24 protein-coding genes and 1 pseudogene are annotated in these 24,592 nt (G+C 69.0%); 11 read left to right on the top strand and 14 right to left on the bottom strand.

Features of this window, described 5'->3' with window-relative positions:
* Positions 1–32: 32 nt before the first annotated feature.
* Both DEJ48_RS24865 and DEJ48_RS24860 read right to left on the bottom strand, forming a co-directional pair.
* Complete coding sequence (locus tag DEJ48_RS24865; protein WP_150218406.1) at positions 33–827, bottom strand: hypothetical protein; 795 nt, start codon at positions 825–827, stop codon at positions 33–35.
* A 293-nt stretch (positions 828–1,120) separates the two neighbouring features.
* Positions 1,121–2,293 carry an ROK family transcriptional regulator gene (locus DEJ48_RS24860; RefSeq protein WP_150218404.1) on the bottom strand — a complete coding sequence of 391 codons (1,173 nt, stop codon included), beginning with the start codon at positions 2,291–2,293 and terminating at the stop codon, positions 1,121–1,123.
* Between the two features lie 89 nt (positions 2,294–2,382).
* On the opposite strand from DEJ48_RS24860, the gene DEJ48_RS24855 reads away from it, so the two are divergent.
* The 4 genes from DEJ48_RS24855 to DEJ48_RS24840 all read left to right on the top strand — a co-directional run bounded on the left by DEJ48_RS24855 (position 2,383) and on the right by DEJ48_RS24840 (position 5,485).
* Positions 2,383–3,486, top strand: coding sequence for a Gfo/Idh/MocA family oxidoreductase (locus DEJ48_RS24855; RefSeq protein ID WP_150218403.1), 1,104 nt, complete (start codon positions 2,383–2,385; stop codon positions 3,484–3,486).
* Positions 3,483–3,962 carry a heme-degrading domain-containing protein gene (locus DEJ48_RS24850; RefSeq protein WP_150218401.1) on the top strand — a complete coding sequence of 160 codons (480 nt, stop codon included), beginning with the start codon at positions 3,483–3,485 and terminating at the stop codon, positions 3,960–3,962. The genes DEJ48_RS24855 and DEJ48_RS24850 overlap by 4 nt, the downstream gene beginning before the upstream one ends.
* Positions 3,963–4,086: 124 nt before the next feature.
* The gene (locus DEJ48_RS24845; RefSeq protein WP_150218399.1) at positions 4,087–4,959 is read left to right on the top strand and encodes a radical SAM protein; all 873 of its coding nucleotides are present in this window, start codon (positions 4,087–4,089) and stop codon (positions 4,957–4,959) included.
* A gap of 10 nt (positions 4,960–4,969) precedes the next feature.
* Positions 4,970–5,485, top strand: a complete 516-nt coding sequence (locus DEJ48_RS24840; RefSeq protein WP_150218397.1) for a nucleotide triphosphate diphosphatase NUDT15 — start codon at positions 4,970–4,972, stop codon at positions 5,483–5,485.
* Here DEJ48_RS24840 and DEJ48_RS24835 read toward each other — a convergent pair.
* From DEJ48_RS24835 to DEJ48_RS24805, 7 genes are all read right to left on the bottom strand, one after another.
* A complete protein-coding gene (locus DEJ48_RS24835) occupies positions 5,376–7,091 on the bottom strand; it encodes a hypothetical protein (RefSeq protein ID WP_150218395.1) in 1,716 nt (571 codons plus the stop codon). The genes DEJ48_RS24840 and DEJ48_RS24835 overlap by 110 nt on opposite strands.
* A 43-nt stretch (positions 7,092–7,134) precedes the next feature.
* Complete coding sequence (locus DEJ48_RS24830) at positions 7,135–7,962, bottom strand: serine protease (protein ID WP_150218394.1); 828 nt, start codon at positions 7,960–7,962, stop codon at positions 7,135–7,137.
* A gap of 112 nt (positions 7,963–8,074) precedes the next feature.
* On the bottom strand, positions 8,075–8,662 hold the full coding sequence (locus DEJ48_RS24825) for a hypothetical protein (protein WP_150218392.1): 588 nt from the start codon (positions 8,660–8,662) through the stop codon (positions 8,075–8,077).
* An 82-nt stretch (positions 8,663–8,744) separates the two neighbouring features.
* Positions 8,745–9,602: a fumarylacetoacetate hydrolase family protein gene (locus DEJ48_RS24820; RefSeq protein ID WP_150218390.1), complete on the bottom strand. Its 858-nt coding sequence runs from the start codon at positions 9,600–9,602 to the stop codon at positions 8,745–8,747.
* 113 nt (positions 9,603–9,715) lie between these two features.
* Positions 9,716–10,477: a YidC/Oxa1 family membrane protein insertase gene (locus tag DEJ48_RS24815; RefSeq protein WP_150221379.1), complete on the bottom strand. Its 762-nt coding sequence runs from the start codon at positions 10,475–10,477 to the stop codon at positions 9,716–9,718.
* Between the two features lie 198 nt (positions 10,478–10,675).
* Positions 10,676–10,996: a DUF6412 domain-containing protein gene (locus tag DEJ48_RS24810; RefSeq protein WP_150218389.1), complete on the bottom strand. Its 321-nt coding sequence runs from the start codon at positions 10,994–10,996 to the stop codon at positions 10,676–10,678.
* A 65-nt stretch (positions 10,997–11,061) separates the two neighbouring features.
* Positions 11,062–11,592: a winged helix-turn-helix transcriptional regulator gene (locus DEJ48_RS24805; RefSeq protein WP_150218387.1), complete on the bottom strand. Its 531-nt coding sequence runs from the start codon at positions 11,590–11,592 to the stop codon at positions 11,062–11,064.
* A gap of 107 nt (positions 11,593–11,699) precedes the next feature.
* Between DEJ48_RS24805 and DEJ48_RS24800 the strand changes: the two genes are divergently transcribed.
* Entirely contained in the window at positions 11,700–13,148 is a 1,449-nt protein-coding gene (locus DEJ48_RS24800) for an MFS transporter (protein ID WP_150218385.1), read from the top strand.
* On the opposite strand, the gene DEJ48_RS24795 is transcribed toward DEJ48_RS24800, so the two are convergent.
* The 3 genes from DEJ48_RS24795 to DEJ48_RS24785 all read right to left on the bottom strand — a co-directional run bounded on the left by DEJ48_RS24795 (position 13,111) and on the right by DEJ48_RS24785 (position 15,742).
* Complete coding sequence (locus tag DEJ48_RS24795; RefSeq protein WP_150218383.1) at positions 13,111–14,643, bottom strand: sodium:solute symporter; 1,533 nt, start codon at positions 14,641–14,643, stop codon at positions 13,111–13,113. The two genes, DEJ48_RS24800 and DEJ48_RS24795, sit on opposite strands and share 38 nt — an antisense overlap.
* Complete coding sequence (locus DEJ48_RS24790) at positions 14,640–14,852, bottom strand: DUF3311 domain-containing protein (RefSeq protein WP_150218381.1); 213 nt, start codon at positions 14,850–14,852, stop codon at positions 14,640–14,642. Before DEJ48_RS24790 ends, DEJ48_RS24795 begins: the two co-directional genes overlap by 4 nt.
* A 62-nt stretch (positions 14,853–14,914) precedes the next feature.
* A complete protein-coding gene (locus tag DEJ48_RS24785; protein WP_223832195.1) occupies positions 14,915–15,742 on the bottom strand; it encodes a class E sortase in 828 nt (275 codons plus the stop codon).
* A gap of 171 nt (positions 15,743–15,913) precedes the next feature.
* Here DEJ48_RS24785 and DEJ48_RS24780 point away from each other — a divergent pair, with 171 nt between their 5' ends.
* On the top strand, positions 15,914–16,957 hold the full coding sequence (locus tag DEJ48_RS24780) for an SEC-C domain-containing protein (protein ID WP_150218379.1): 1,044 nt from the start codon (positions 15,914–15,916) through the stop codon (positions 16,955–16,957).
* 31 nt (positions 16,958–16,988) lie between these two features.
* On the opposite strand, the gene DEJ48_RS24775 is transcribed toward DEJ48_RS24780, so the two are convergent.
* The gene (locus DEJ48_RS24775) at positions 16,989–17,951 is read right to left on the bottom strand and encodes a hypothetical protein (protein ID WP_150218377.1); all 963 of its coding nucleotides are present in this window, start codon (positions 17,949–17,951) and stop codon (positions 16,989–16,991) included.
* A gap of 126 nt (positions 17,952–18,077) precedes the next feature.
* Here DEJ48_RS24775 and DEJ48_RS24770 point away from each other — a divergent pair, with 126 nt between their 5' ends.
* The gene (locus tag DEJ48_RS24770; RefSeq protein WP_150218376.1) at positions 18,078–21,221 is read left to right on the top strand and encodes a DUF3427 domain-containing protein; all 3,144 of its coding nucleotides are present in this window, start codon (positions 18,078–18,080) and stop codon (positions 21,219–21,221) included.
* A 40-nt stretch (positions 21,222–21,261) separates the two neighbouring features.
* Here the strand turns inward: DEJ48_RS24770 and DEJ48_RS24765 are convergent, their stop codons facing one another.
* Entirely contained in the window at positions 21,262–21,921 is a 660-nt protein-coding gene (locus tag DEJ48_RS24765) for an ATP-binding protein (RefSeq protein ID WP_150221377.1), read from the bottom strand.
* A gap of 235 nt (positions 21,922–22,156) precedes the next feature.
* On the opposite strand from DEJ48_RS24765, the pseudogene DEJ48_RS24760 reads away from it, so the two are divergent.
* From DEJ48_RS24760 to DEJ48_RS24745, 4 genes and pseudogenes are all read left to right on the top strand, one after another.
* Positions 22,157–23,004: pseudogene (locus tag DEJ48_RS24760) on the top strand (helix-turn-helix domain-containing protein).
* Complete coding sequence (locus DEJ48_RS24755; RefSeq protein ID WP_150218375.1) at positions 23,001–23,216, top strand: DUF397 domain-containing protein; 216 nt, start codon at positions 23,001–23,003, stop codon at positions 23,214–23,216. Before DEJ48_RS24760 ends, DEJ48_RS24755 begins: the two are co-directional and overlap by 4 nt.
* 398 nt (positions 23,217–23,614) lie before the next feature.
* The gene (locus tag DEJ48_RS24750) at positions 23,615–24,154 is read left to right on the top strand and encodes a nucleoside deaminase (protein ID WP_150218373.1); all 540 of its coding nucleotides are present in this window, start codon (positions 23,615–23,617) and stop codon (positions 24,152–24,154) included.
* Positions 24,155–24,241: 87 nt separating this feature from the next.
* Complete coding sequence (locus DEJ48_RS24745) at positions 24,242–24,544, top strand: hypothetical protein (RefSeq protein WP_150218372.1); 303 nt, start codon at positions 24,242–24,244, stop codon at positions 24,542–24,544.
* Positions 24,545–24,592: the final 48 nt, after the last annotated feature.

The raw sequence follows: 24,592 nt of genomic DNA, 5'->3' as shown, positions 1-24,592 counted from the left end.
GCGGGGTGGCGCGGGGAGTTGGGGGCCCGGTCTCACCGCTTCCCTGCGCGCAGCCGACGCGCCCCCACGGTGAGCGCGCCGACACCGAGGAGGACGGCGCCCGATGCAATGCCGATGCCCAGCGTGGTGCCGGTCCCCGTCTCGGCGAGCTCCTGGAGCCGTGCGGCGGAGGGGGACCCGGACTCGGCGGGGACGGCCGTGCCTTCGGGGACGATGTCGAAGGGGTAGTCGTTGGAGGCGCCGACCCAGTCGCCGTCGTCGTCCCTGCGCTGGACGAGCGCGGCGGACGCCACCACGTGGTCGGGCTCGGCGTCGGGGGTGAAGGAGAGACGGACCTCGACGGTGACGGTACGGCCGGGTCCGACCGTGAACCCGGGGAACCCGTCATCGAAGACGCCGACGTTCTCGCCCTGCCCGGTCCGCTGGAAACGGACCTCCCGCCACCGTGCCCCGTCCGCGAACTCCAGCCGCACCTGCCGGGGCTTCAACGTCCGTTCCTGGTCGACGAGTACGAGGACGGGGTGGATGTCGCCGCACGTCCCGTCGGTCGAGTTGCTGATGTCCAGCGTCCAGTCCTGCGGCTCCCCGCCGGCCTCGTAGGCGCCGGGCCCCGGATGGATGCGGGTGACGAGGGGGAACTCGGCGGCGTCCGCGGAGGTGCAGGTGGGGTGGTCGGCGGCCTGGCGGACGGCTGCCCCTCGGCTGCTCATCGCCGCCCCGCCCTCGCCGGCCGCGTCGGGCACGTCGGGCAGCCCGGCGGCGGTGGCGGGCGCCAGGGCGACGACCGTGGCGGCGATGCCGAGGACGAGGGAACTGCGGAAGCGCATGCGGGACCTTTGCTGAGCGGGTGCCGGGAGCGGGAGGGGGACGTGGGGACCGGCACCGGCGTGGGGCGGAAGCGAGAGCGGGAGAGCGCGAGCGGGAGCGGGACGGAAGCCGGAGCGGGACGGGAGCGAGCGCGGGACGGGAGCCGGAGCGGGACCATGGAGTGGGCCCGTCGTCGTGGGCTGAGACCCTGTCACGCGCCCCCGCCCCGGCCGTCCCGCCACCGCCCGTTAGGCCCGATCGGCCCGCCGGAGTCCCCTCGATCAGGCGAGATTCCCCGCTCGGCCGGTTGCGCTCAGCCCCGGCCCCCGCGGCGCGCGGGAAAGGCCACGTCCGCGCGGCCGAAGACGGGCGCGAGGACGAGCTGCGCCGCGCCCTCCGCGACGGCCCGCTCCCCACCGGGAGCAAGACTCACCGGCACCGGCACGGGACCCTGGGTCGCCCCGTCCGCACCCCCGTCCGCGCCCCCGTCCGCTCCTCCGCCCCCTCTCCCGCCCCCGCGCCGGACCCGTTCCGCGACGACCGCCCCCACCCCGCGTACGAAGACGTCCTCCGCCGCGAACACCGTCCGCCCCCCGAGCAGCACGCGGTCGATGTCGAGGAGCCCGACGAGGTTCCCCGCGGCCGTGCCGAGCACCCGCGCCGCCTCCTCGACCTCGCCCCGCGCGACCGCGGCGAGGCAGAGCGCCTCCACGCACCCCCGGTCCCCGCACTCGCACCGCGGCCCGTCCAGCTGGAGCACCTGGTGCCCGAACTCCCCCGCCCCCGTGCGCGCCCCGCGGTGGACGGCCCCGCCGAGCACGAGGCCGGCGCCGAGCCCCGTACCCAGATGGACGTACGCGAAGGAGTCCGCGGCGCCCGCGAGAGCGAGGCCGAGCGCCGCGGCGTTCGTGTCCTTGTCGACCGTGACCGGCAGCCCGAGCCGTTCCTCGAGCGCGTCCCGCAGAGGGAACCCGTCCCACTCCGGAAACCCGGTGACCCGGTGCAGCACCCCCTCCACGTGGTCGAGCGGGCCGGGCAGCGCGACCCCGACCCCGGAGACCGGCCCGGCGCCCTCACCACGCCCCGCCGCGTCCAGCAGCTCCCGCACCTCACCGGCCGCCGCCTCCACGACCGCCCGCGCCCCCGCGCCGAAGGCGAGCGGGGCGCGGCGTTCGGCGACGACCGTGCCGGTCAGGTCCACGAGGACGGCCGTCAGCTCGTCCCTGTCCAGGTGGAGGCCGACCGCGTGGCCCGCGCCGGGCACGAGGCGCAGCACCGTACGGGGCTTGCCGCCCGTCGAGGCGCGACGGCCCGCCTCCGCCGCGAGACCCTCCGCCCGCAGCCGCGCCGTGATCTTGCTGACCGCCTGCGGCGTGAGCCCGGTGCGCTCGGCGAGCTCCAGGCGGCTGATGCCGGTCCCGCCCGCGGCCCGCAGCAGATCGAGTACGAGCGCCGCGTTGTGCCCGCGCAGCGCCGGCAGGTTCACGCCTGAGTTTTCCCTGTGCACGTACGACTTCACGCCCCCATTGTCCCGACCGCTTGCACTTTGGCAACACCGTTGCTTAAGTGGAGAGCATGACTGGTACAGGACCCACGCGCCCCTCCCCGGGCTCCCCGCTCCGCGTCGGCCTCATCGGGTACGGCCTCGCGGGCTCCGTCTTCCACGCCCCGCTGATCGCCGCCACCGAGGGCCTCGTCCTCGACACGGTCGTGACGTCGAACCCCGAGCGCCAGGCACAGGCCCGCGCCGAGTTCGGCGACGACCTGCGCTGCGCGGCCTCCGCCGACGAGCTGTGGGACCGGGCGGACGAGCTCGACCTGATCGTCATCGCCTCCCCCAACAAGACCCACGTGGCGCTCGCGACCGCCGCCCTCAAGGCGGGTCTGCCGGCCGTCGTCGACAAGCCGATCGCCGGCACGGCCGCCGAGGCGCGTGAGCTGGCGGCCCTCGCCGACGAGCGCGGGCTGCTCCTGTCCGTCTTCCAGAACCGCCGCTGGGACAACGACTTCCGTACGCTGCGCGCGCTGCTCGACGGCGGTGAGCTCGGCGACGTATGGCGCTTCGAGTCCCGCTTCGAGCGGTGGCGGCCGCGGCCGAAGGGCGGCTGGCGCGAGTCCGGCGACCCGGAGGAGATCGGCGGCCTCCTCTACGACCTGGGCAGCCACGTCGTCGACCAGGCCCTCGTCCTGTTCGGCCCGGCGGTGAGCGTGTACGCCGAGTCGGACGTCCGGCGCCCCGGCGCGGAGGCCGACGACGACACGTTCCTCGCCGTCACCCACGCGAACGGCGTCCGCTCGCACCTGTACGTCAGCGCGACGACGGCCCAGCTCGGCCCGCGCTTCCGCGTCCTCGGCTCCGAGGCGGGTTACGTGAAGTACGGCCTCGACCCGCAGGAGGCCGCCCTGCGCGACGGCAGGCGCCCGGCGGCCGGGACCCCGTGGGGCGTGGAGCCCGAGTCGATGTGGGGCCGGGTCGGCTCCGGCGAGTCCCCGCTGACCGGCGGCGGCAGCCCCGCCCCGACCCTGCCGGGCGACTACCCCGCGTACTACGCGGCGGTGGCCGCTGCCCTGCGCGGCGAGGGCGAGAACCCCGTCTCCGCGCACGAGGCGGCGGCGGCCCTGGACGTCCTGGAGGCGGCGCGCCGCTCGGCCCGCGACGGTGTGACGGTGACGCTGTGACCTCCACGCCCCCCGCCGCCCCGTCCATCGACGAGCTGGAGGCCCAGGAACGCCGCCTGGTCCTGCCCCACTTCACGTACGACGACGCGTGGGCCCTCGGCACGCTCCTGGTGGAGCTGGCCCGCGAGCGCGAGGCCCCCGTGGCGATCGACATCCACCGCGGCGGCCAGCAGCTCTTCCACGCGGCCCTGCCCGGCTCGACCCCGGACAACGACGCCTGGATCGCCCGCAAACGCCGCGTCGTGGAGCGCTACGGCTGCTCCTCCCTCCTGGTCGGCTCCCGCTTCCGCGCCAAGGGCACGACCTTCGAGGACTCCTCCCGCCTCGACCCCGACGCGTACGCGGCCCACGGCGGCGCGTTCCCGATCGCGGTCGAGGGCGCGGGGGTGATCGGCGCGGTGGTGGTGTCGGGGCTGCCGCAGGTGAAGGACCATGCGTTGGTGGTGGAGGCGTTGGAGAGGCACCTCAAGGCGTAGACCGTCTGGAATTCGACCACCTGCACCCCTTGCCCGTGCAGCCGAACGACGACTGTTCAGCCGAACGTGTGGCGCGGCCCCCCGCTTGTCCGCGGGGCCGCGGGGAGCCCTCTAGTCTCCCTCCATGCAGCTGCCCGCATTCGTGGACCTACGCCCCATCGGCCGCTGCAATCTCAGCTGCCCCTTCTGTTTCGGACCTCGTCACGAGGTCCCTTCCATGTCATGGGAGACAGCTCGGAACGTGGTCGACGTCCTGCGGGACGGCGGGGTGCAGGGTGTCGTCATCTCCGGTGGTGAACCGACTCTGCTCCCCTACCTGCCCGACCTCGTAGGGGCGCTGCGCAAGCCCTTCGACGACGGGCGGCCCACCCCCCGCGTCGTCCTCAGCACCAACGGACTCGCGCCCCGGAAGGCCATGGACCGCGTCCTGCCCCACCTCTCCTGGATCGCCCTGCCCCTGGAGTCCGCGGACCGGGAGGAGCACGGGCTCCTGCGCACCGGCAGCCCCGCGCCGCACCGCGACCGGGTGCTGCGTCTGCTCGGTGCGGTCCGCGAGGACCACGCGCACGTGCGCGTGAAGCTGGGCACCGTCGTCACCCGCCTCAACGTGGCGGGCGCCCCGAAGGTCCTCGACCTGATCGAGGACGCGTCCCTGCCGGACGTCTGGAAGGTCTACCAGATGTCCGAGACCAACTACGGCGCGGACAACAGGGACTGGCTCGCCCTCGGCGACGAGGAGTTCGAGGACGTCGTGAGCGAGTGCGAGGAGGCCGCACGGCGGCGCGGCGTGCCCCTGCGGGTGTACAGGAACTCCACGCGCACCGGCAGTTACTTCTTCATCGACCCGGACTGCGGGATCGTCGTCGTCGACGAGGGTGAGGAACGCAGAATCGGGAACCTTTTCGAAAAGCTGGCGGACGACACCCTCCAACCCGCCGAACTGATCACCCCTGCCAGGAACGTCGAGAACTTCGCCGGCACCTACCCGGACCCGTGAGGAGCTCCCGATGACGGCGCATGTACGTGTGGGTGTGCAGGCAATCGTCCGCCGCGACGGCACAGGTGAGGGCGGCGCGGCCGACGAGATCCTGCTCGGTCTGCGGGCCAACTGCTTCGGCGCGGGCTCCTGGGGCCTGCCCGGCGGCCACCTCGAACTGGGCGAGACCCTGCAGCAGGCCGCCCGCAGGGAGCTGGCCGAGGAGACCGGCATCGACGCCCTGGACCTGCGCGTCGTCTGCCTCACCGACCCCGACCCCGCGACCAACCACCACATGCAGGTCGGCGTCGAGGTCCTCGACTACGTGGGCGCCGTCCGCCTGCGCGAACCCCACCGCTGCCTGCGCTGGCAGTTCTGGCCCCTGGACGGGCTGCCCGAGCCGCTCTTCGTCGGCTCGGAGGGCGTCATCTCCGTACTCACTCCGTGCTCTTGCACCACCGGTCGTCGGACTGTGTCGTCATCAGCGCGCGCAGCCTTTCCATGTGCTTCTCCTCATGCATGCCGAACTGCTCCCACGTACTCGTGAGTTCCCACTGCGTGCGGAACGCCGCCAGGCTGTCCTCGTAGTACTTGCTGTCCTTCAGGAACTGGTGCTCGAACACACTCAGGCCCCTGCGGGTGCGCTGCAGCGGATTCATGGTGATGTACGGCTCGAAGAAACCGGCTTCCGAGGTGAGCAGCGTCGACCCCGATATGTCGGTGGGGGTCAGCTTCAGTTCGATGTGGGCGGGGAAACGGTTGCGCAGATCCTTGTACGATTCGATCACCGGCAGAAACGTCTCCTGGTAATACGTGCTGGCCCGCACCCGGTCCACGATGTTCTGGTGACTCACCGGTTCCGAGTCCGCGCCGTGCTGCATGAAGATCGCGAGATTGTTCCAAGGGCTGCTCAGAATGACGTGAAAGTAAGTGCCCCGTTCCAGGGCGCGGTGTATCTGCCAGTAGAAAATGTCCAGGTCGGCAAGGAAGTAGGAGGCGCCCGCGTGCGCCGTCAGCCGGATCACGTTCCGTTCCGCGTCGATCGCCTTCTTCTTGGCGGTGTTGCGGACGTCGTTCTCCTGCGGCGTGTAGGTGCGGTCGATGCGGTACGGCAGGTCGTCCACCTGCACCGTCGCGGCCCGCAGATGCGCCAGCGCCTCCCGTATCGCGAGGGTCTGCGCATGCTCCCTGCCGAGGGACTCCACGGCCATCTCCTCGGCCGATTCGAGCAGCGACACCGCCCGCTGCCTCCGCGACAGACTCCCCGAACCGCCGCTCGCCGCCTCGAACTCCGCGACGGCCAGCGCCGCCTGGGCCACGATCGTCTCGCGGTGGGTCGCCCCGAGGAACGCCGACGCGTTCAGCCGCACGATCTCAAGCTCGCTCAGCTGCCGCTCGCTGAGCTCCACGTCATGGGCGGCCGCGGCCGCCTCGAACTTCGCCGTGGCCAGCGCGCGCCGCGCGGCGATGGCCGCCGGATGGTCACCGCGCTTGAGCGCGATGGAGTGCTCCGCGGACCGGTCGAACTTCTGCAAGGTGTCGCCGATGCGGTGCAGGTCGCGGTCGGTCTCCCCCCTGGCGACCTCCAGGCGCACCCAGTCCGCCGTCAGGCGTGCGTCGGGGTCGTCGCCGGGCCGTGTGTCCATCTCCTCCAGCGCCTTGTCGGCCCAGAACCCGGCGTCCCCGAGGTCGCCCCTGCGCAGGCTGACAGCTCCCAGGTTGGCGAGGATCCTGCCGCGTTCGGGGACGTGGCTGCCGCGTTCGGCCCTGCTCAGCGCGCGGCACAGGACGAGCCGCGACCGCTCCAGCTCGCCGTGTTCGGCGAGCAGGGCCCCGAGCTCGTTCCAGACGGACGCCGCGTACACCTCGCGGTCCGCCTCGACGATCTCCATGTGCCGCAGTGTCATGTCGGCCACGGAAAGGGACAGGGTCTTCATGCCGAGGGCGCTCAGCAGTTTGGCGAGGTGGATGAGCTGTCCGGCGCGTAACTGCTGGTACTTGTCGGTGGGGTCGGGCCTGCGGACGTGCTTCACGTAGGCCGCGAGGCGGCTCCTGTCCCGGGGGCGTGGCCCCGGGGGCTCCGCGTGCATCTCCTCCAGGAGCATCTCTTCGGCGACGGCTATCGCGTCGTCCAGGTACTGCGTCGTCGTCATGGTCCCTCCCGGGAGGTCGCCGGCCCACTGCCGGTGTGCTGGGTCAGCGGCGTATCCAGTGCACCGCCACCACGGAGTCGTGCCCCGACTTCTTCAGGGCCTCCGCCACAGCGGCGTTGATCCGCAGTTTCTGTTCCGTCTCGGACGCCTCCACCGAGTACGGCCTGACGGAGAGCGGCCACTGGTCCCTCGCCAGGTCCTCGATCCGGAACCGGAACCGGTCGAACTGCCTGACGGCCTCGCGGATGGTCCCGGCGAAGACCGTGTCCCCCACCGTGCCCGCGTGCCGCTTCACGATGAGGCCCAGGACCGCCGTCGGCCGGTACGGGTCGCCGCGCTCCACCGGGCTGCCCGCGAACTTCGTGTAGTCGTCCATGCTCACGTGGCAGTTGAGCCGCAGGGCACAGACGTTCACGCCCTTCTCCGGATCCCCGTACTCGTAGGAGACGTCGGCCACGCTGCCGGTCAGCACGTCGTCGGTGTCGGGCGGCTGGTGCGTCGCCTTCCACTCCTCGTCCTGCCGCGCGTCGTCGAAGCAGACCCTGGGGAGCCGGACGTCCTCGCCCTCGGCGAAGGTGAGGTTCAGGAGCGCGAGGTCCGAGCGGCGGTCGTGGTCGTGCACCTTCCCCATGGCCTGCTTGCCGTCGGAGAGGCGGAGCATGACCAGGTCGAGGCCCTTGAGCTCACGGTCCTTGAGGCAGTGCGCGGCGGTGAGGGCGAACTCCCGGGTGAGGCGCACACCCGAGCCGCGGCGGCAGCTGTCACCCTGCCCGAGCCCTTCGTCCTGCCCGCAGTCGGCCCCCCGGCGGCATTCGGCTCCCTGCCGGCAGCCGCTGCGGAAGATCTCGATGAAGTGTTCGTCGTACACCACGGGCCAGCCCCCCGTCCGGACCCTGAGCGAACCCCCGATTTCGCCCGGAAGACGCCATGGTAACCAGAATTGGTTGCCGGGGAATGGGCCCGTGGCACATCTCCGGGAATATTCAGTCCGGGATTACCGGGCGCGCTCTGCGGAGTCCGGAAAACCTCCAACGCTTGAGCCTCGCCGACCACTTCCGTCTCATCGAGATCCTTTCGGGATGAATCTCGGACCGCAGCAGCTCAAGGAGACGGTGATCCGCTTTTCTTGATTTTTTCACGGTCTTTTTGAAATCGACCCAGTACGGATCGTTGTCGCTGATCCGAGGGTTGTTGTCCCGCTGGGTGTGCCAGGTCCCCCAGGCCAGTTTCCACCGCCGCCGGGCCGCGAAGGCGCGCTTGCAGGCGGTGAGGAGCGCGTCGCTGCCGTAGATCTCCAAGCGCGCGAGGAGCGGGGACATGTCCTCGGCGGGGACCGTCGCGCCGGGCGGGCGTTCGGGGAACGCGCCGGTCCTGCGGACCGTCTCCCTGAGGTCCGCCATCCGTCTGACGGCGATCATGACTTCGTCGTAGACGGCCATACGCCGGTCCCACACGCGGTTCTCGTGCTCGCGTCTGGTCGTGGCCCGTTGGATGAGCCACGCGCTGGAGAACGTGGCCAGGGCGCCGAACGCCGTGCCGGTGAGCGCCGCTTCGGCCGGAGTCAGTCCCATGGCGTCATCCCCATGGCGACATCATGGCGCGCGGACGCCCCCGGCGAACCGGGAACGTCGCGCCCCTATGTCTCCCGGCGGGCTACGCGTCCTTCAACTCCTGCCGCTGCCGCCCGAGCCCCTCGACCTCCAGCTCCACCACGTCACCGGCCCGCAGGTACGGCTTCGGCTCCGGCTGGCCCATCGCCACGCCCGCCGGCGTCCCCGTGTTGATCACGTCACCGGGGTGGAGGGTCATGAACTGGCTCACGTAGCGCACCACTTCCGCGACCGGGAAGATCTGGTCGGCGGTCGTGCCGTCCTGCTTCAGCTCGCCGTTGACCCAGAGCTTCAGCGACAGCGCCTGCGGGTCGGCGACCTCGTCCGCGGTGACGAGCCAGGGGCCGAGCGGGTTGAACGTCTCGCAGTTCTTGCCCTTGTCCCAGGTGCCGCCCCGCTCGATCTGGAACTCCCGCTCGGACACGTCGTGCGCCACCGCGTACCCCGCGACGTGCGCGAGCGCCTCCTCGGCCGACTCCAGGTAGCGCGCCGTACGTCCGATGACCACGGCGAGCTCGACCTCCCAGTCGGTCTTCACGGAGCGGCGCGGCACCAGGACGGTGTCGTCGGGGCCGACCACCGTGTCCGCCGCCTTGAAGAAGACGACGGGCTCGGCGGGCGGCTCGACGCCCGTCTCGCGGGCGTGGTCGTGGTAGTTCAGGCCGATGCAGACGACCTTGCCTATCCGCCCCACGGGCGGGCCGACGCGCAGCCCGTCCGCGTCGAGTACCGGCAGGTCACCGGCGTCGGCGGCGGCCCTGATCCGGTCGAGCGCGGCCGCGTCGGCGAGCACGCTGCCGTCGATGTCGGCGACCACCCCCGACAGGTCCCTGAGGGTTCCCTCGGCGTCGAGGAGCGCGGGGCGCTCCGCGCCTGACGTACCGACTCGCAGCAGCTTCATGGTCAGACTCCATTCCTTCGGTAGCCCGGCCGATGGGTTGCGGCCATCGGAGGTTTGGTCGATCGTCCAAGGTCGCCGTCCGCTCCGCAATACCCCGTTCACGTACTGGACCGTTACCCGGCGGTAGCCAGAACCCCCGCGGTGCCCGGCATGTCCCGGTACAGCACGGCTCGTTCGACCGCGCTCCACGTCGTACTGGTCACCACGTACAGCGCGGCCGCCAGCGGCACCACGGCCACCGTGAACAGAGTCATGAACGACATCAACGGCATGACCTTCGTGATCGCCCCCATACCGGGCACCTGCTGGTCACCGCCCTGGGGCAGCGGGTTGGCCCCCATCTGCGACTTGGTGCGCCGGAAGTTGAACGTGGCGACGGCCGCGACGAGCAGGAACAGTCCGACGTAGACCAGGCCCTGCGCCCCGAACACCCCGCCGTCCGCCAGCGCGTCCGTCCAGCGGCCGCCGAGCGGCGCGGCGAAGAGCGTGTGGTCGAGGAGCGTGTTGGCGTCGCCGCCGATGCTGGAGCTGGAGAACAGGTGGTAGAGGAGGAAGAACGCCGGCAGCTGGAAGAGGCTCGGCAGGCACCCGGAGAGCGGCGACACCTGCTCCTTGCGGTGCAGTTCGAGGACGGCTTTCTGGAGCTTCTCGGGGTTCTTGGCGTGCTTCTTGCGCAACTCCGCGATCTGCGGGTTCAGCCTGGCGCGCGCCTTCTGGCCGCGGGCCGCGGCGCGCGAGAGCGGGTGGACGAGGAGCCGTACGCAGGCGGTGAACAGCACGATCGCGGCGGCGGTCGCCGAGGCGTGGAACAGCGGGTCGAGCAGATCGGCGATGTGGCCGACCAGCTCGGCGAACAGGGACATGAAGGCGGACATGGAGGAGCCCTCCGGGGGTCTCGTCGTGCCGGAAAGGAGGGCGGCGGTCAGCGAGGGCTGCCGTCGCGTCGGCATGACGACCCGCGAGGGGACGCTTCGGAAAAGCCGGGTTGTTCCGGATGGTCGTTCCGGATGGCTGTTCCGGATGGTTGCTCCGGACACTCCCGGATGCTCCCGGTTATTGCCGGGTGCGTTCCCCTACGCGGCCGTCAGGACGGGACGGCCGGGTGCTCGGGGGCGCCTGCGGCCCCTGGCGTCGGGGTCGCGTTGGGGCAGGAAGGCCGTACGCATCTCACGGTCGCGGATGGCCGTGCGCACGCGGGTGCGGGGCACGAGGGGCGCGCAGCGCGCGGCGATGACGGAGCAGACGGCGAGCGCGGAGCCCGCTGCGGCGGTCGCGGCGAGCGCGACGGCGGAGGCGAGGCTTCCGGTGTCGACGAGGACGACCTCGACGAGGAGGAAGAGCAGGAGCAGGGCGGGGCGCGCGGCGGCCTTCCAGCCACGGATCACGTCATGCATCGCCGTCCCCCTCTCACACCTGGTCGTACTGCCGACTTGTCGTACCGCTGTGCTGCCTACTGCCGTTATACAGGATCGACTTCGACCGGCTGAAGGAGCCTGCGGGGCCGGGCCAGCGCGCGGCTGACCGGATCCTTCGGGTCCGGATCGAGCCCGGGGCCCGGCAGCATCTCGACGTCCCTGACGGGGACGGGGCCGCCACAGGCCGGGCAGTCGCCCCCGGCACCCAGCTCGGTGCCGCACGCCGCGTGCCGGAAATAGCGCGGCGGCCTGGTGCCGGAGATGTGGTCGCGCCCCCACGCCCCGAGCGCGCGGAGCACCGGCCACAGGGCCTCGCCGCGCTCCGTCACCACGTACTCGTGCCGCCTCGGCGCTTCGGGGCACGGCCGTTTGTCGAGGACGCCCGCGGCGACGAGCGTCTGCAGGCGGGCGGCGAGGACGGCGCGCGGGATGCCGAGGTGCGCGAGGAAGTCGTTGTACCGCCGCACTCCGTAAAGGGCGTCGCGGACGATGAGCAGCGTCCAGCGCTCGCCCACGACCTCAAGGGCGCGAGCCATCGAGCACTCCTGCGCGACGTAGTCCTTACCGAGAGCCATGACCCCACTCTAACCATTTCCCCCGTACGAGGTTCAGTGAATGAACTCCGAATGCTACGGTCGACGCACTCACCGAGTTCAATGACTGAACCTCGAAGGGCTCTACCATGTCCCCCCGCCTCGCCCGCGCCTCCACCGCCCCGGCACCGGCCACCACTCCGACACCGGGCACCCCCGCTCCGAACACCCCTGCTCTCCCGTCCGGCACCCCGCACGCCCGCGCCACCCTCGCCGTCACCAGCGCCGCCACGGCCGTGACCCTCATGACGTACACGGCGCCGATGATCACGCTCCCCGACACGGCCGCCGCCCTGCACACCCCGCTCTCCGCCCAGGCCTGGCTGCTCAACGGCACACCGCTCGGTCTGGCCGCGGTGCTCCTGGTCGCGGGGAGCCTCGCCGACGACTACGGCCGACGGCGGATCTTCCTCTCCGGCACGGTCGCGCTCGGCGTCACCGCCGTGCTCTCCGCACTCGCCGGGTCGACCTGGCTGTTCACCCTGGCCCGCCTGGCCCAGGGCGCGGCGAGCGCGGCCATCCTCGCGAGCAGCCTCGGACTGCTCGTGCACGCGTTCCCCGCCGGCGCGGGGCGGATCAGGGCGACCGGCATCTGGGGCGCGTGCGTGAGCGGCGGCATCGCGGCGGGCCCGCCGGTCGCGGGGGCCCTGACGGGAGAGGGCCCGGACGGCTGGCGCTGGGCGTACGCCGCACTCGGCGCCGCCGCCCTCGCGGTCGCCGCCCTCGCCCCGCACGCGCTGACCGAGTCCCGCGCCGCGCGCCGCGGCCGCCCGGACCTCGCGGGCGCGGCCACCCTCGGCCTGGCCCTGACGGCGCTGGTGGCCGCCCTCACCCTCGGGCGGGACGGCTGGCTGCGGGCGCCCGTGGCGGCGCTCCTGGTCGCGGCAGCCGTACTGCTCGCCGCGTTCGTGGCGGTGGAACACCGCGTCCGCACCCCGATGCTCGACCTCGCCCTGCTGCGCCGCCCGCTGTTCCTGGCGTCGACGACGGGCGCCCTGTTCACGGGGTTCTCCGTGATCGGTCTGTTCAGCTACCTGCCGACGCTGCTCCAGCACACGCTGGGCCTCTCCGTCATGGGCACGGCCTGGCTGCTCGTGATCTGGTCGGGCACGTCCTTCGTGGCGGCGCTGCAGGCCAGGCGGCTCACCGGCCGGGTCTCCGCCCGCCACCAACTGGCCGTCGGCTTCGCCCTGCACGCCGTCGCCGCCGTGACGATGCTGGGCGCGGCGTCCTCGGGCTCCTGGACCCGGCTGCTGCCCGGCCTCCTCGTCTCCGGCGCGGGCAGTGGCCTCCTGAACGCGGCGCTCCCGCTGCTCTCGGTCGAGTCCGTGCCGGCCGAACGCACCGCGATGGGCTCGGGCGCCAACAACACGGCGCGCTACGTCGGTTCGGCCGCGGGCGTCGCCCTGATGATCGCGGTGTCGACCTCGACGGACGACCTCGCGCACGGCGCGAACCTCGCGATGACGGTCTCGGCCGGCCTCGCCGTGCTCGCCACGGTCAGCGTGCTCCTGCTGCGGGAGCGGCGCCGGGACTGACGTCCTCCGTCTCCTCCAGCGGATCACGCGCGAGGACGTCCTCGTCCGGCCGCCCGTCCTCCCGGTCGGCAGGACCGGCGTACGACACCACGAGCGCGACCGCCAGATTCGCGGCGAGCGCGACGATCCCCGCGTTGACCCCGAAGACGGGATCGTGCTCGCTGAAGACGAGCGCGCACACGATCCCGACACCCACCGCGAGCCCGCTCAACGCACCCACCAGGCTCAACTTCCGCCACACCAGCCCCAGAAGCAGCATCGGTACGAGCTGCGCCATCCCCTCGTACGAGATGAGCGAGAGCCGTACGAGCGTGTTGGGCGCCCCGTACGTCATCGCGAGCGCGAGCGCGCCCGCCACGACGACGACGCCCTGCGAGGCCAGCTTCTGCCGCTGCGAACTACGCCACCGGGGCAGCAGCGACAGCACGCTGCTGCCCCACATCGTCCCGATGACCAGCATGAACACCGCCATGGGCACGATGGAGGAGAGCGCGGCGGCAACCCCGATGACGCCGACGGCCCATGCGGGCAGCGAGTCGACCACGAGCTTGAAGAGCGCGAGATTGGACTCGGCACCGACGAGCCCCGGCACGACGAAGAGCGCGGCCATGCCGAGCAGCATCGGCACGAACAGCAGCACGTTGTAGGCGGGCAGCCAGACGGCGTTGCGCCGCAGCCCGTCGGCGCTGCGCGCGCCCAGATACCCCGCGACGGTGGTCGGGAAGATGACCACAGTCAGCGCGTTGAGCAGCGAGGTCGTGGCGAACCAGGCCTCCCCGTACGCGCTCCCGCCGCTCCCCGGCAGCGTCAGCCAGTCGCTCTTCTCCTCGACGATCCGGTCGAGGAACACCCCGTATCCGTCGAAGTAGTGAAGAGGCACATAAATGGCGAGGAAGGCGAGCGTCCCGACCACCAGCACGTCTTTGAGGACGGACACCCATGCGCTGCCGCGCAGCCCGCTCACGACCACGAACCCGGTCGTGACGGCGAAGCCGATGAAGTAGGCCCAGTTGAGGCTGATGGCGCCGTACGAGATCGTCGACACGACCACGCCCATGCCGGTGATCTGCAACTGGATGTAGGGCAGCAGGAAGACGGTGACGAGCAGCGCGACTCCGGCACCGAGCCAGGGCCGCCCGTACCGGTGGGCGACCATGTCGGAGATGCTGACGAGCCCGTGCCGACGGGCGTAGGCCCAGAGCATGGGCCCGACGACGTACCCGACGGCGTACCCGCAGGACATGTAGGCGACGACGTACAACACGGGGGCGCCGTAGTTGTACCCCCACCCGGCGGCCCCCAGATAACTGAAGCTGGTGTACCCCTCCCCCGCCATCAGCACCCAGATGAAGACGGCGCCGAGGCTGCGCCCGCCCACGGACCACTCGGCGATCCCGCCCTGTTTGCCGCGCCCGCGGACGGCGGCGAGACCGAGGGCGACGGTGCCGGCCATGAACACGGCGAAGACGGTGGTGGCGACGGCTCCGTCACTCATGACGCGGCACGCTCCGCCTTCTTCTTGCGGTCGCCCCGGTGGGCCATCGCCACGCAGACCGGGGTGAGCACCGTCGCGCACAGCAACCAGAAGAAAAGAAAAGGCAGCCCGAGGACGACGGGCCGGACGCGGTTGGCGAACGGCAGGACCCCGAGGTACAGCACGAAGGGGACGAGCAGCCAGAGGAGATGGGGACGTCGAGCGATCACGGCCCGACCTTAGCGGCTGCCCGTGCCGCGGCCGCGTTCCCGCTACTGGGGCCGCGTTCCCGCTACCGGGGCCGCATGGCCCGAAGCTTCCCCCAGACGACGAGCCGGTACTTGGAGGTGTACTCGGGGGTGCAGGTGGTGAGCGTGATGTAGTACCCGGCCCGGCTGTACCCGTACCCCTTGCGCACGTCGCTGCGCGGCACGTCACGTATGACGCCACCGTCGTGGGCGGAGGTCCGCGCCAACGCCTTGTCGACGACGTACGTGTACACGGCCTCCCTGGTCTCCACACGCACCTCGTCCCCGTTCCGGAGCCGGTTGATGTAGCGGAACGGCTCGCCGTGGGTGTTGCGATGCCCGGCGAGGGCGAAGTTGCCGCCCTGGCCCGGCTGGGCGGTGCGGGGATAGTGCCCGACGTACCCCTTGTTGAGCACGCCCCCTTTGCTGACCCCCTCGGCGACGGGGACGCGGATGCCGATGCGGGGGATACGGAGGACGGCGTAGGCCTGGTCCCAGCGGGGTGGGGGGTGGCCGGACTGTGCGGGGGCGCCGGCGCGACCGCCGGAACCGGGCGCGGAATCAGACCGACCGGAGCCGCCCGCCTCTGCCCCCCGCCCCGGACCTCCCGGGCGAGGGCCGGCCCCTCCCCCCTCACCCCCGGAACCATCCGACCGCCCCCACTCCCGCCCCCACTCCTCCTCAAGGGCCTCGACCTTGCGCTCGGCGGCGGCGCGGGCCTGCCGGTTGGTCCACCACAGCTGATGCGCGACGAGAAGCAGCAGAACAACCCCGAGAGTGACGGCGACCTCGGCCCCGTTCCACAGCAGCCGCACGGCGCGAGGGCGGGCCGACGAACGCCCCTGCTGAACGACAGGTACCCGTACGCGCACGACGCCTCCTCGCCCCGACGACGCCGGAATCCCGCCCCCGGCCGCGGGGAGGATAGGCGCAGCACCCACAACAATCCATGCCCGAGAGTTCCCAGGCCGCCACGGCCCGACCAGGGCGGGAACCGTACCGACCCTCCTGCACAAGCCCCTCTCGGCAGTACCGTGTCCCGTATGCGCCCCGAGAAGCCTGCTGCTGCCGCTGACGTCGACGTCGACCACATCGCCGAAGCCGCGCGCCTGGAACGCACGGCCGACCTGTACCCGGAGGACGCCGAACAGCTCCTCCTCCAGGCCGCGGCCCACCTGGAACTGGCCGGCGCCCGAGACCGCGCAACAACTCTCTACGACAACCTCCTCTCCCCTTCGGCCCCGCACCCGCCCTCCTCCCCGCTCCTCATCCGCGCCCTGAAGGCGTCGAACCTGTGGGAGTACGGGCACGAGGCGGAGGCGAGGGCGATCATCGACGGCGTCCGCGCGGCCGCGCCGCGTGACCCGGCGCCCTGGGTGATCGTGGCGGAGTCGCTCGAATCCCACGACGAGCTGGAGCAGGCGCACGCGGCGTTCACGGAGGCGGCGACGCTTTTGATTCCCGCCGCGGCGGAGCCCCCTTACTCCACCCACCCGATCCTCTTCGGCCGCCACCGCGTACGCCGCCTCCTGGGCGCGGACCACGACGACTGGGACGCGCTGGCGGACCAGGTCTCCTCCTCCGCGGTCCCGCTGGACGAACTGCACGACCCGAAGCGGGTCTGGTCGCTGGGCTCGGAGAACCCGGCGGAGCTGCGCGCGGAAATCGCCCGCATCCAGGCGGAGTTGGGCTCCTACAGGCAGGCGCTGTCCCGCCCCTTCCCGGTGGCGGTCCTCCACTGGCCCGCCCCTGAACTGACGGAACTCCTGACGGCGTACCCGGCCCTGACCTCGGAGTACCCGTCCCACGAGGCGCACCTGTCGACCATAGAGTCCTCGCTCCGCGAACTCTCCGCCTCCGGCACGCCGAACCTGGGCATCGTCACCGGCACGGTCCCGTCCTACGAGGCGTTCGCGGCCTCGGAGGCGTCCTCCCCGGAGGACCCCTCACTCCTCCCCCAGTACGCGACGACGCTGGCGGCACGGGGGCGGGCGGTTTCTTGGCCGCCGGAGGGGGATGGGGCTTGTTGGTGTGGGTCGGGGCAGACCTACTCGTCATGTCACGGGGCCGCGACAGATCCGGCTTAACGGAGTGCAAACTAGGGAATTAGCCCAGCCCTTAGAACATCTCGCGAATGAACTGGCCATCTTCCCGATAGGCCAGCGAGATCCCCACTACAGCGAGGAGATCCCTGAGGTCGCCACTAGGAGCCTCAGGGAGCAAGACAGCAAGTTTCGCGTCGCTCTCTTCTATGTGTCGGCGATAGTCAAACAGTTGCCCAATTGCTTCCCTTATTGCCCCGCGTGTCGACGACCCCTTTGCCTCGTACAGGACGTTTTCAGTGCTGTCGTAGAGATCCGTCCAGAAGGCCGCGGAGTACCCCCTTATCCGTATCCGGTGCCGAAAAACACTGTGGTTCTGAGCGATGAGGAACGACTCGTACGCCGTACGCAGGTCAGACTCCCGACGCACAGCCACACCGGCCGGGGACGCTGCGCGCTCGCCCTCCGCACTCGCATGCTTCTCCGTCGCCGCGAGAGAACTCTCCGTCTGTGAGGCGCTGAAGCGGCGAACGTCCGTCTTGGGAGAAGGGACTATTCGGTCCTCTTTCCGATGCTCATGCTCTTCGAGCGGGCGCAGCCTGAAGACAACTACTTCCCTCATTTCGCCCTCGGCATCCTTCGCCCTCCGAAAGGTGAAGGGCTCGACCTCATCGAGGGCGAACTCTCCTACATACCGCTGCCAAACAGCGCCGCTGCCCGCCCTCTTCCCATCGGCAACAAAGAGGTGCAGCCTCTTACCTCTTCCAACATGGTTGGCCACGGTGCCGTTGTTCCCGCCGAGAGTCTGGTTCCCCAGTCGCCCTTGACCCGTGTACTCGAAGACCGCTCCCCGCTCGTCTTCTTCTGCCAGCCATCCATCCCGGTAGCCGTTCTCTGCCGCCTTGCCATCGTCAGAGAACAGACGGACGTGCTCATTGTCCCGAGAGGAGAGGATTCCTCCCTGAATGCCCCCGCCGTACCTCGACTTGAGGTCAGCACGGCTAACAACATCGCCAGGATTGATCGTCCATTCGGTCATGTTCGGACGATACAAGTCGCCACTGACAAGGGATCGTCCCTCCCTCATGCCAGCCAGCACTCACGGAAGATCCTGTTATGACTTGTGCTGAGCACACCGTTCCCGTCTGAGACCAGAGGAGTCGCCGTGGCGGAGCCGCAACGCAGCGAGCAATCAGCAGGGGTGTACGAGAAGGTCGTGACCTTAGGTCTTCGAAGCGACCTCGATCGTCTGGAAGCCGCAGGTTGGAAGGCCATCGACGCCGAGGTCAGCGAAGAGTCCTCGCCCCATGTGCTCGCTCGCTATCTCAGTACGGCCATCGAGCACCGACTCAGCCAACTTCCGCACGGCAAGCGAGTCGCCGCGGCTAATCAGCTTTTGGAGACCTTGGAGTCGGTCGCACCAGACGTGGACACCACGTCGGCTGCCGGTCTCATCACTGATGGCCCGCGCCAACTCCTTGCCCTCGCCGAGCGAGAAGCCGCAGGCGTGTACAGCATCCGCCCGCTGACTCCGCTCTCCGAGACGGCGCTCATCACCAACTCCCCTGAAGATCCCAGCCTCGGAGCAGAGCTTCGGGCCGAGCTAGCAACCGCTGACCGCATCGACCTCCTCTGCGCCTTCGTGAAGTGGTACGGCATCCGCGTCCTTGAAGACTCCTTGCGGGCCGCTGCCGAGCGTGGGGTTCCAATCCGCGTGATCACGACGACGTACATCGGCGCCACCGACCGCACTGCGCTCGACCGTCTCGTCCGGGACTTCGGCGCCGAAGTAAAGGTCAATTATGAGATCCGCTCGACACGTCTACACGCGAAGGCCTGGCTCTTCAGGCGCAACTCCGGCTTCGACACGGCCTACGTAGGCAGCTCAAACCTCTCCAAGGCCGCGCTACTAGACGGGCTGGAGTGGAATGTACGCCTATCAGCGATCGCCACGCCGGCCGTGCTGAACAAGTTCGAAGCGACCTTCGATGCGTACTGGAACGACATCGCCTTCGAAACCTACGTCCCCGACCGCGACGGCCCGCGCCTCGATATTGCCCTACGCCAAGCAGGTGGAACCGGACGCGGCGAGGACTTGCAGATCAACCTGTCTGGTCTTGAAGTGCGCCCCTATCCCCACCAGCAGGACATGCTTGAACGCCTGGAAATCGAGCGGGAGTTGAGAGGAAGACACGAAAACCTTCTAGTCGCTGCCACCGGGACCGGCAAGACCGTCATGGCCGCCATCGACTACCGAAACCTACGCAATAAGGCGGACGGCAAGCTCCCTCGCCTCCTGTTCGTCGCACACCGCCAGGAGATCCTACGACAGTCACTGCGCACATATCGCGAGGTGCTGGACGACGCTTCCTTCGGTGAACTCCTCTTTAGCGGTGAGCAGCCCAGCGACTGGAAGCATGTCTTCGCTAGCGTTCAGTCACTCAAGGCCGACCGCCTGGAGGAGCTCACCCCTGATCAATTCGACGTAATCGTCATTGATGAGTTCCACCACGCGGCAGCAGACACGTATGAACGAATCATCAAGCACTTCAAGCCGGGCCAGCTACTCGGCCTTACCGCGACGCCCGAGAGGGCGGACGGCCGCAATGTGCAGGACCTATATTTCGATGGGCGCATTGCCGCTGAGATGCGCCTATGGGAAGCACTTGAGAATGATCTCCTGTGCCCCTTCCACTACTTCGGGGTGCCCGACGGTACCGACCTAACCCAGCTCAACTGGTCGTCTGGCACTTACGACGTGAACCAACTCGGGAACCTCTACACCGGAGATAACGCCCGGGCCCGCATCGTCATCAAGCAGGTGAAAGACAAGGTATCCGACCCATCCTCGATGCGCGCCCTCGGCTTCTGCGTCAACAGAAAGCACGCGCATTTCATGGCGCAGACATTCCGCGAGGCGGGGTTCCAGGCTGTTGCCCTCGACAGCGAGTCACGTACCGAGGATCGCAAGGCTGCGCTTGACCAGCTCCGCAAGGGCGAGATTCAAGTGATCTTCTCAGTGGATCTTTTCAATGAGGGGCTAGACATCCCTGACGTCGATGCGCTGCTCCTGTTGCGCCCCACCAATAGCGCCACAGTGTTCCTCCAACAGCTGGGGCGTGGACTGCGCCGCACGGAAACGAAGCCGGTTCTCACCGTTCTCGACTTCATTGGCCAGCACCGCAAAGAGTTCCGGTTCGAGGAGCAGTTCCGCGCCCTAACCAACCTCTCCCGTAATCGCCTTCTGGAGCATGCGGAGCACGACTTTCCTCAGCTACCTTCCGGCTGCCAGATCATTCTGGAGGGAAAGTCGAAGGACCTTGTGATCGAGAACATTCGCACTCAGATCAAGGCGAACATTCAGATCCTCGCCAGGGAGGCCAGGGACTATGCGGCACCGGAGTTAAAAAAGTACCTCAAGGAGAGTCGCCGCGAAATCAAGGAGCTGTACAAGAACAGCAATTCGTGGTCGACAGTCCTCCGCCGTGCTGGCCTCCTCGACGAAGCCCCGCAGCCCGGAGAGGAGGATCTACTCAAGCGCGTCCACTCCTTCCTGCACGTAGACGACCCGGAGCGCGCGCAGACGTACCTTCGACTGCTCGCCGACGATGCCCCCCACTACGCCGATTTGAGCCCGCGCGAACAAGGTTACGCACGGATGTTGTTCTTCAACCTGTGGGATAAGGCCGGTGGCTTCTCCAGCTACAGTGACGGGCTCAATTCCTTGCGCAGCCAAAGCGCTTTCCGAAGCGAACTCAGCCAGGTCATTGAGTACGTGATCGGCATGGCTGACCACCTTCCGATCAGTCCAGAAGGACCGCACGCAGATCTGCCGTTGAAGATCCACAGTGCCTACAACCGATCCGAGGTGCTTGCAGCCCTCGGCATCGCGAAGCTCGGCGGGCAGATGCCCGGCGCCTTCGCTCAGGGGGTGGTTTGGGCGCCTGAGCACGAGTCGGACACCCTGCTGATCACGCTGGAGAAGAACGAGAAGGACTTCTCCCCGACGGTCCGCTACAAGGACTACGCACTCAGCCCGAAGATCTTCCACTGGGAGTCACAGAGCACCACGTCTGAGCACTCACCTACTGGGCTTCGGTATCAGCAACATGCAGAGCGCGGCAGCCACGTTCTCCTGTTCATGCGCCGCTACAAGGACACCGACATCGGCAAGTCACAGCCGTGGATGTTCTTGGGTCCTGCGACGTACCGAACCCACAAGGGCAGTAAGCCGATGGCCATCGAGTGGGAGCTCCAGTACGAGCTCCCAGCCGATGTCTTCACCTACTCCAAGGTCGCGCCCTCTTAAGGCTGAGTGGAGCCTGAGCCGCCTCCGCTCTCACTGTCAGTCACGCGACCTCGATCTCGGCCTCAAAGCGGGTCTGCGCGCAAACGAGGGCGTCATCCGGGTCGTGCCCGTGGGCGTGCAGCCAATGAAGGATGTCGGCGATCACTTCGATCGCCGGCGTCCGGCCTGCCAAGGCCGACAACAGGTGTGCCTCTTCGACTCGTTCGGGATGCTCCCTCGCCGCCCATCCATACAGACCGAGGATGCCCTCGGCACGCGTCACGCGCGGTCCACCCGTGTGTCCGTACGGCGAGCTCAGGTTCGCCCTCAGCTCACACCAGGTGACTTTTCCGTCTGCCCGTAGCTGGACACCCCACCGATCCGCCACCGCATCTACCAAGGCCAGCCCGCGTCCTGTCTCCGCCTCTCCGAGCAGCGGCATCCTTTGCGTGCCCGAAAGAAGGGTTGGCAGGGCCTTAGCGTCCGGGTCATGAACCTCGATGCGCAGGTAGGCATCGTTCATGGCCACTGCCAGACGGGTCGGTGTACCGATACCCACGTGTGTGACCACATTGGTCACCAACTCGGTCACGCACAGCTGCGCTGCATCGACCAGTGCGTGCAGCCCCCAAACTCCCAGATGCAGGCGGAGCAGCCGACGCAACGCCGCCACTTCCTCCGGCTCTGCGAGGAAGGCGAGCTCCCACGGCTTGCGCTGCATGCAATTTCCCTGGATCACGTACATCTCCTCTCCGTTGAGGATCACGCGCTCACAGCACCGCAACCGGCCTCGTCACTGGGCTTGTTGCACGATCGGCAGCGCGTCTGCGTGCCTCACAGAGTGGCTTGCACACATCCCGAGATGCAATGTGCACGGAGAGAATCACGCGATGGAGTGATTGGCAAGCATGCTTCTCCCCATGAAGACTGTGGCGGGCTAACGAGGAGGTGCCGGAATGGCAGGGTCCCCAACGGCGCGGCGTCGCCGGCTATCCATCGAGTTGAAGAAGCTACGCGAGTCAAATGGAGTGACATGCGCTCAGGTTGGGGCCGCCCTCGACTGGAGCGGATCCAAGGTGAACCGCATGGAGACCGGTCACGGCCGCGTCCAGACCTCCGACGTTGACGCACTGTGTCGTTTCTACGAAACCAGTGACGAGGTAAGGGAGTTCCTCAAGGCACTTGCCAAGCAAGCTCGGACGAAGGCTGGTGGCAGCAGCACGCCGGAGGAATCCCCGAGTGGTTCAACATCTACATCGGCCTTGAGCAGGAAGCCTCCTCCTTCCGCCAGTACCAGGTTGAGATGATCCCGGGCCTTCTGCAGATCCCTGAATACGTTCGCGAGATGTACACCTGCAGTCATGGGATCTCGGAGGAGAACGTCGCGCGGGCAGTTCAGGTGCGCCTGGAGCGCCAGAGCCTCCTGAGGAACACGGACGCACCGGACGCCTGGTTCGTCATCCATGAGGCAGCACTGCGGAATATCATCGGCGAACGTTCCTTGATGCGCATGCAGTTGGACCACCTGGTGGACGACATGAGGTTGCCCTCGGTCACCGTGCAGATCCTCCCCTTTGGCTCCGGCATCTACCCGATGACCGGCCCCTTCACCATGCTGGGCTTTCCAGATCCAGAGGATCCCGACATCGTTTACCGCGATGGCATCACGGATGCGGTTTACCTGGAGGGGGAGCATCATGTGCGCCAGTACACCCGCGCCTTCGACGACCTGCGCGCGGTCGCATTGAGCCCCCTACAGTCATCCCAGCTGATCCAATCGATCCTGAAGGAATACACGCGATGAGCACCGGCGACACCACCCCGTACCTCCCAGCCGACCTCGTCTGGTTCACCTCCTCATACAGCAATAACGCGGGCGGTGAATGCGTCGAGTGCGCCCGCACCCTTGAGACCGTCTACGTCCGGGACTCCAAGCGAGGGCCCGATGGTCCTGCCCTCGCCATGCGCAGCGAGACCTGGTCCCTCTTCATCGCGTCCGGTATCGGCGCAAGGTGACACTGCTGGACCCCACCATGAAGTGCCGTAAGGCCACTCGCTTCTTGGTCAGTGTCGCGCTTCCACGCCTTGAGTAAAGGGCGCTTCGCTGCGCTACGCGTCGGCTTCGCCGATTCCGCTGCGCTCCACCCTTGACTCAAGGCGTTCCAGCGCGTGGGAGAAGCGAGCGAGCGGCCCAGATGGGCGGGGGCCTCGCCCTCGCAGGTCGGAGGTGTGGGCTTCAGTCGGTGACTGCCGCTCGTGGTTGGGCGCGTTCCGCTTCATCGGGCACGCCGGGTTTCATCAAGCGGCTATCGACCGGTGCAAGCCCTAGTCGGACGTAATGGATGCCCCGTTATGTCCATCTCATTCCACTCTGACCGCTTCCGGGCTCAGGAGGCGGCACGCCACGACGCCGTATGACGTCGTACGAGGAGGAGAACCCCTTGCCCTACGCCCCCGCGCGAGACCACGACCGCGCGTTCCTCGAGCAAGCCATCGCCCAGTCCCGGCGCTCCCTCGGCCCCGGCACCAAGAAGCCCTTCGGGGCCGTCGTCGTCATGGGCGGGGAAGTCGTGGGGGTCGGGAGCAATCGGGTCGTCGAGGCGTGTGATCCGACCGCTCATGCCGAGGTCGTCGCGCTGCGGGACGCGGGGCAGCGGCTCGGGACTTACCTCCTGGAGGGGGCCACTCTGTACTCCAGTTGCGAGCCCTGTCCCATGTGTCTCACCGCCTGCTATTGGGCGGGGATCGGTCGCCTCGTGTACGCCGCCGACCGGCACGACGCCGCCCGCAACGGGCATCCCGACCTGCAGTTCTATCGGGAGCTCGCGTTGCCCAACGGGGAGCGGCGGTTGATGGACGAGGTGGCCTTCGAGGGGGACGTCCGTTCGGCCGCGGTCGGCGTTCTCGCCGCGTGGGCCGACGAGCAGCCGGAGCCGGTCGAGCCGAAGCTCTGAGGGTGCCTGCCGGGGGCGAATCGCTGCGCGTTAGCCTCACCCCATAGACAGGACAACCTGGACTTATTACCGAGAGGCGGATCAATCATGGCGAGGATTCCGGCGACAGTCGTGGCTGTGAGCGGGCTCATCGGTGGGTACGCCACCGCCCGGGTCACCAAGAAGCGACCCCTCGGCGGGGTCGTGCTCGGCACCGCCGGGGTCGTTGCCGCCCGGCAGTGGCGTGAGGCCGCGGGGGGCAAGACCGCCGCCGCGCTCACCGCCGCCTACGTCGCCGGGTTCGGCGGGTCCCATCCCCTCGCCAAGAAGGTGGGCGCCTGGCCCGCCGTCCTCGGTGTCGCCGGTGGCGTCGGGCTCGCCTCCTGGGTGCTCGCCGACCGCCGGGCTTAGCCAGGGACGGAACCGGGGCAGGCCCGGGGCGGGCTCAGCCCGAGGTCT

Origin of the sequence: Streptomyces venezuelae (assembly GCF_008642315.1) — a bacterium.
Taxonomy (GTDB): Bacteria; Actinomycetota; Actinomycetes; order Streptomycetales; family Streptomycetaceae; genus Streptomyces; species Streptomyces venezuelae_D.
Note: the sequence above shows the minus strand (reverse complement) of the source record. Positions and strands in the feature narration are given on the sequence as shown.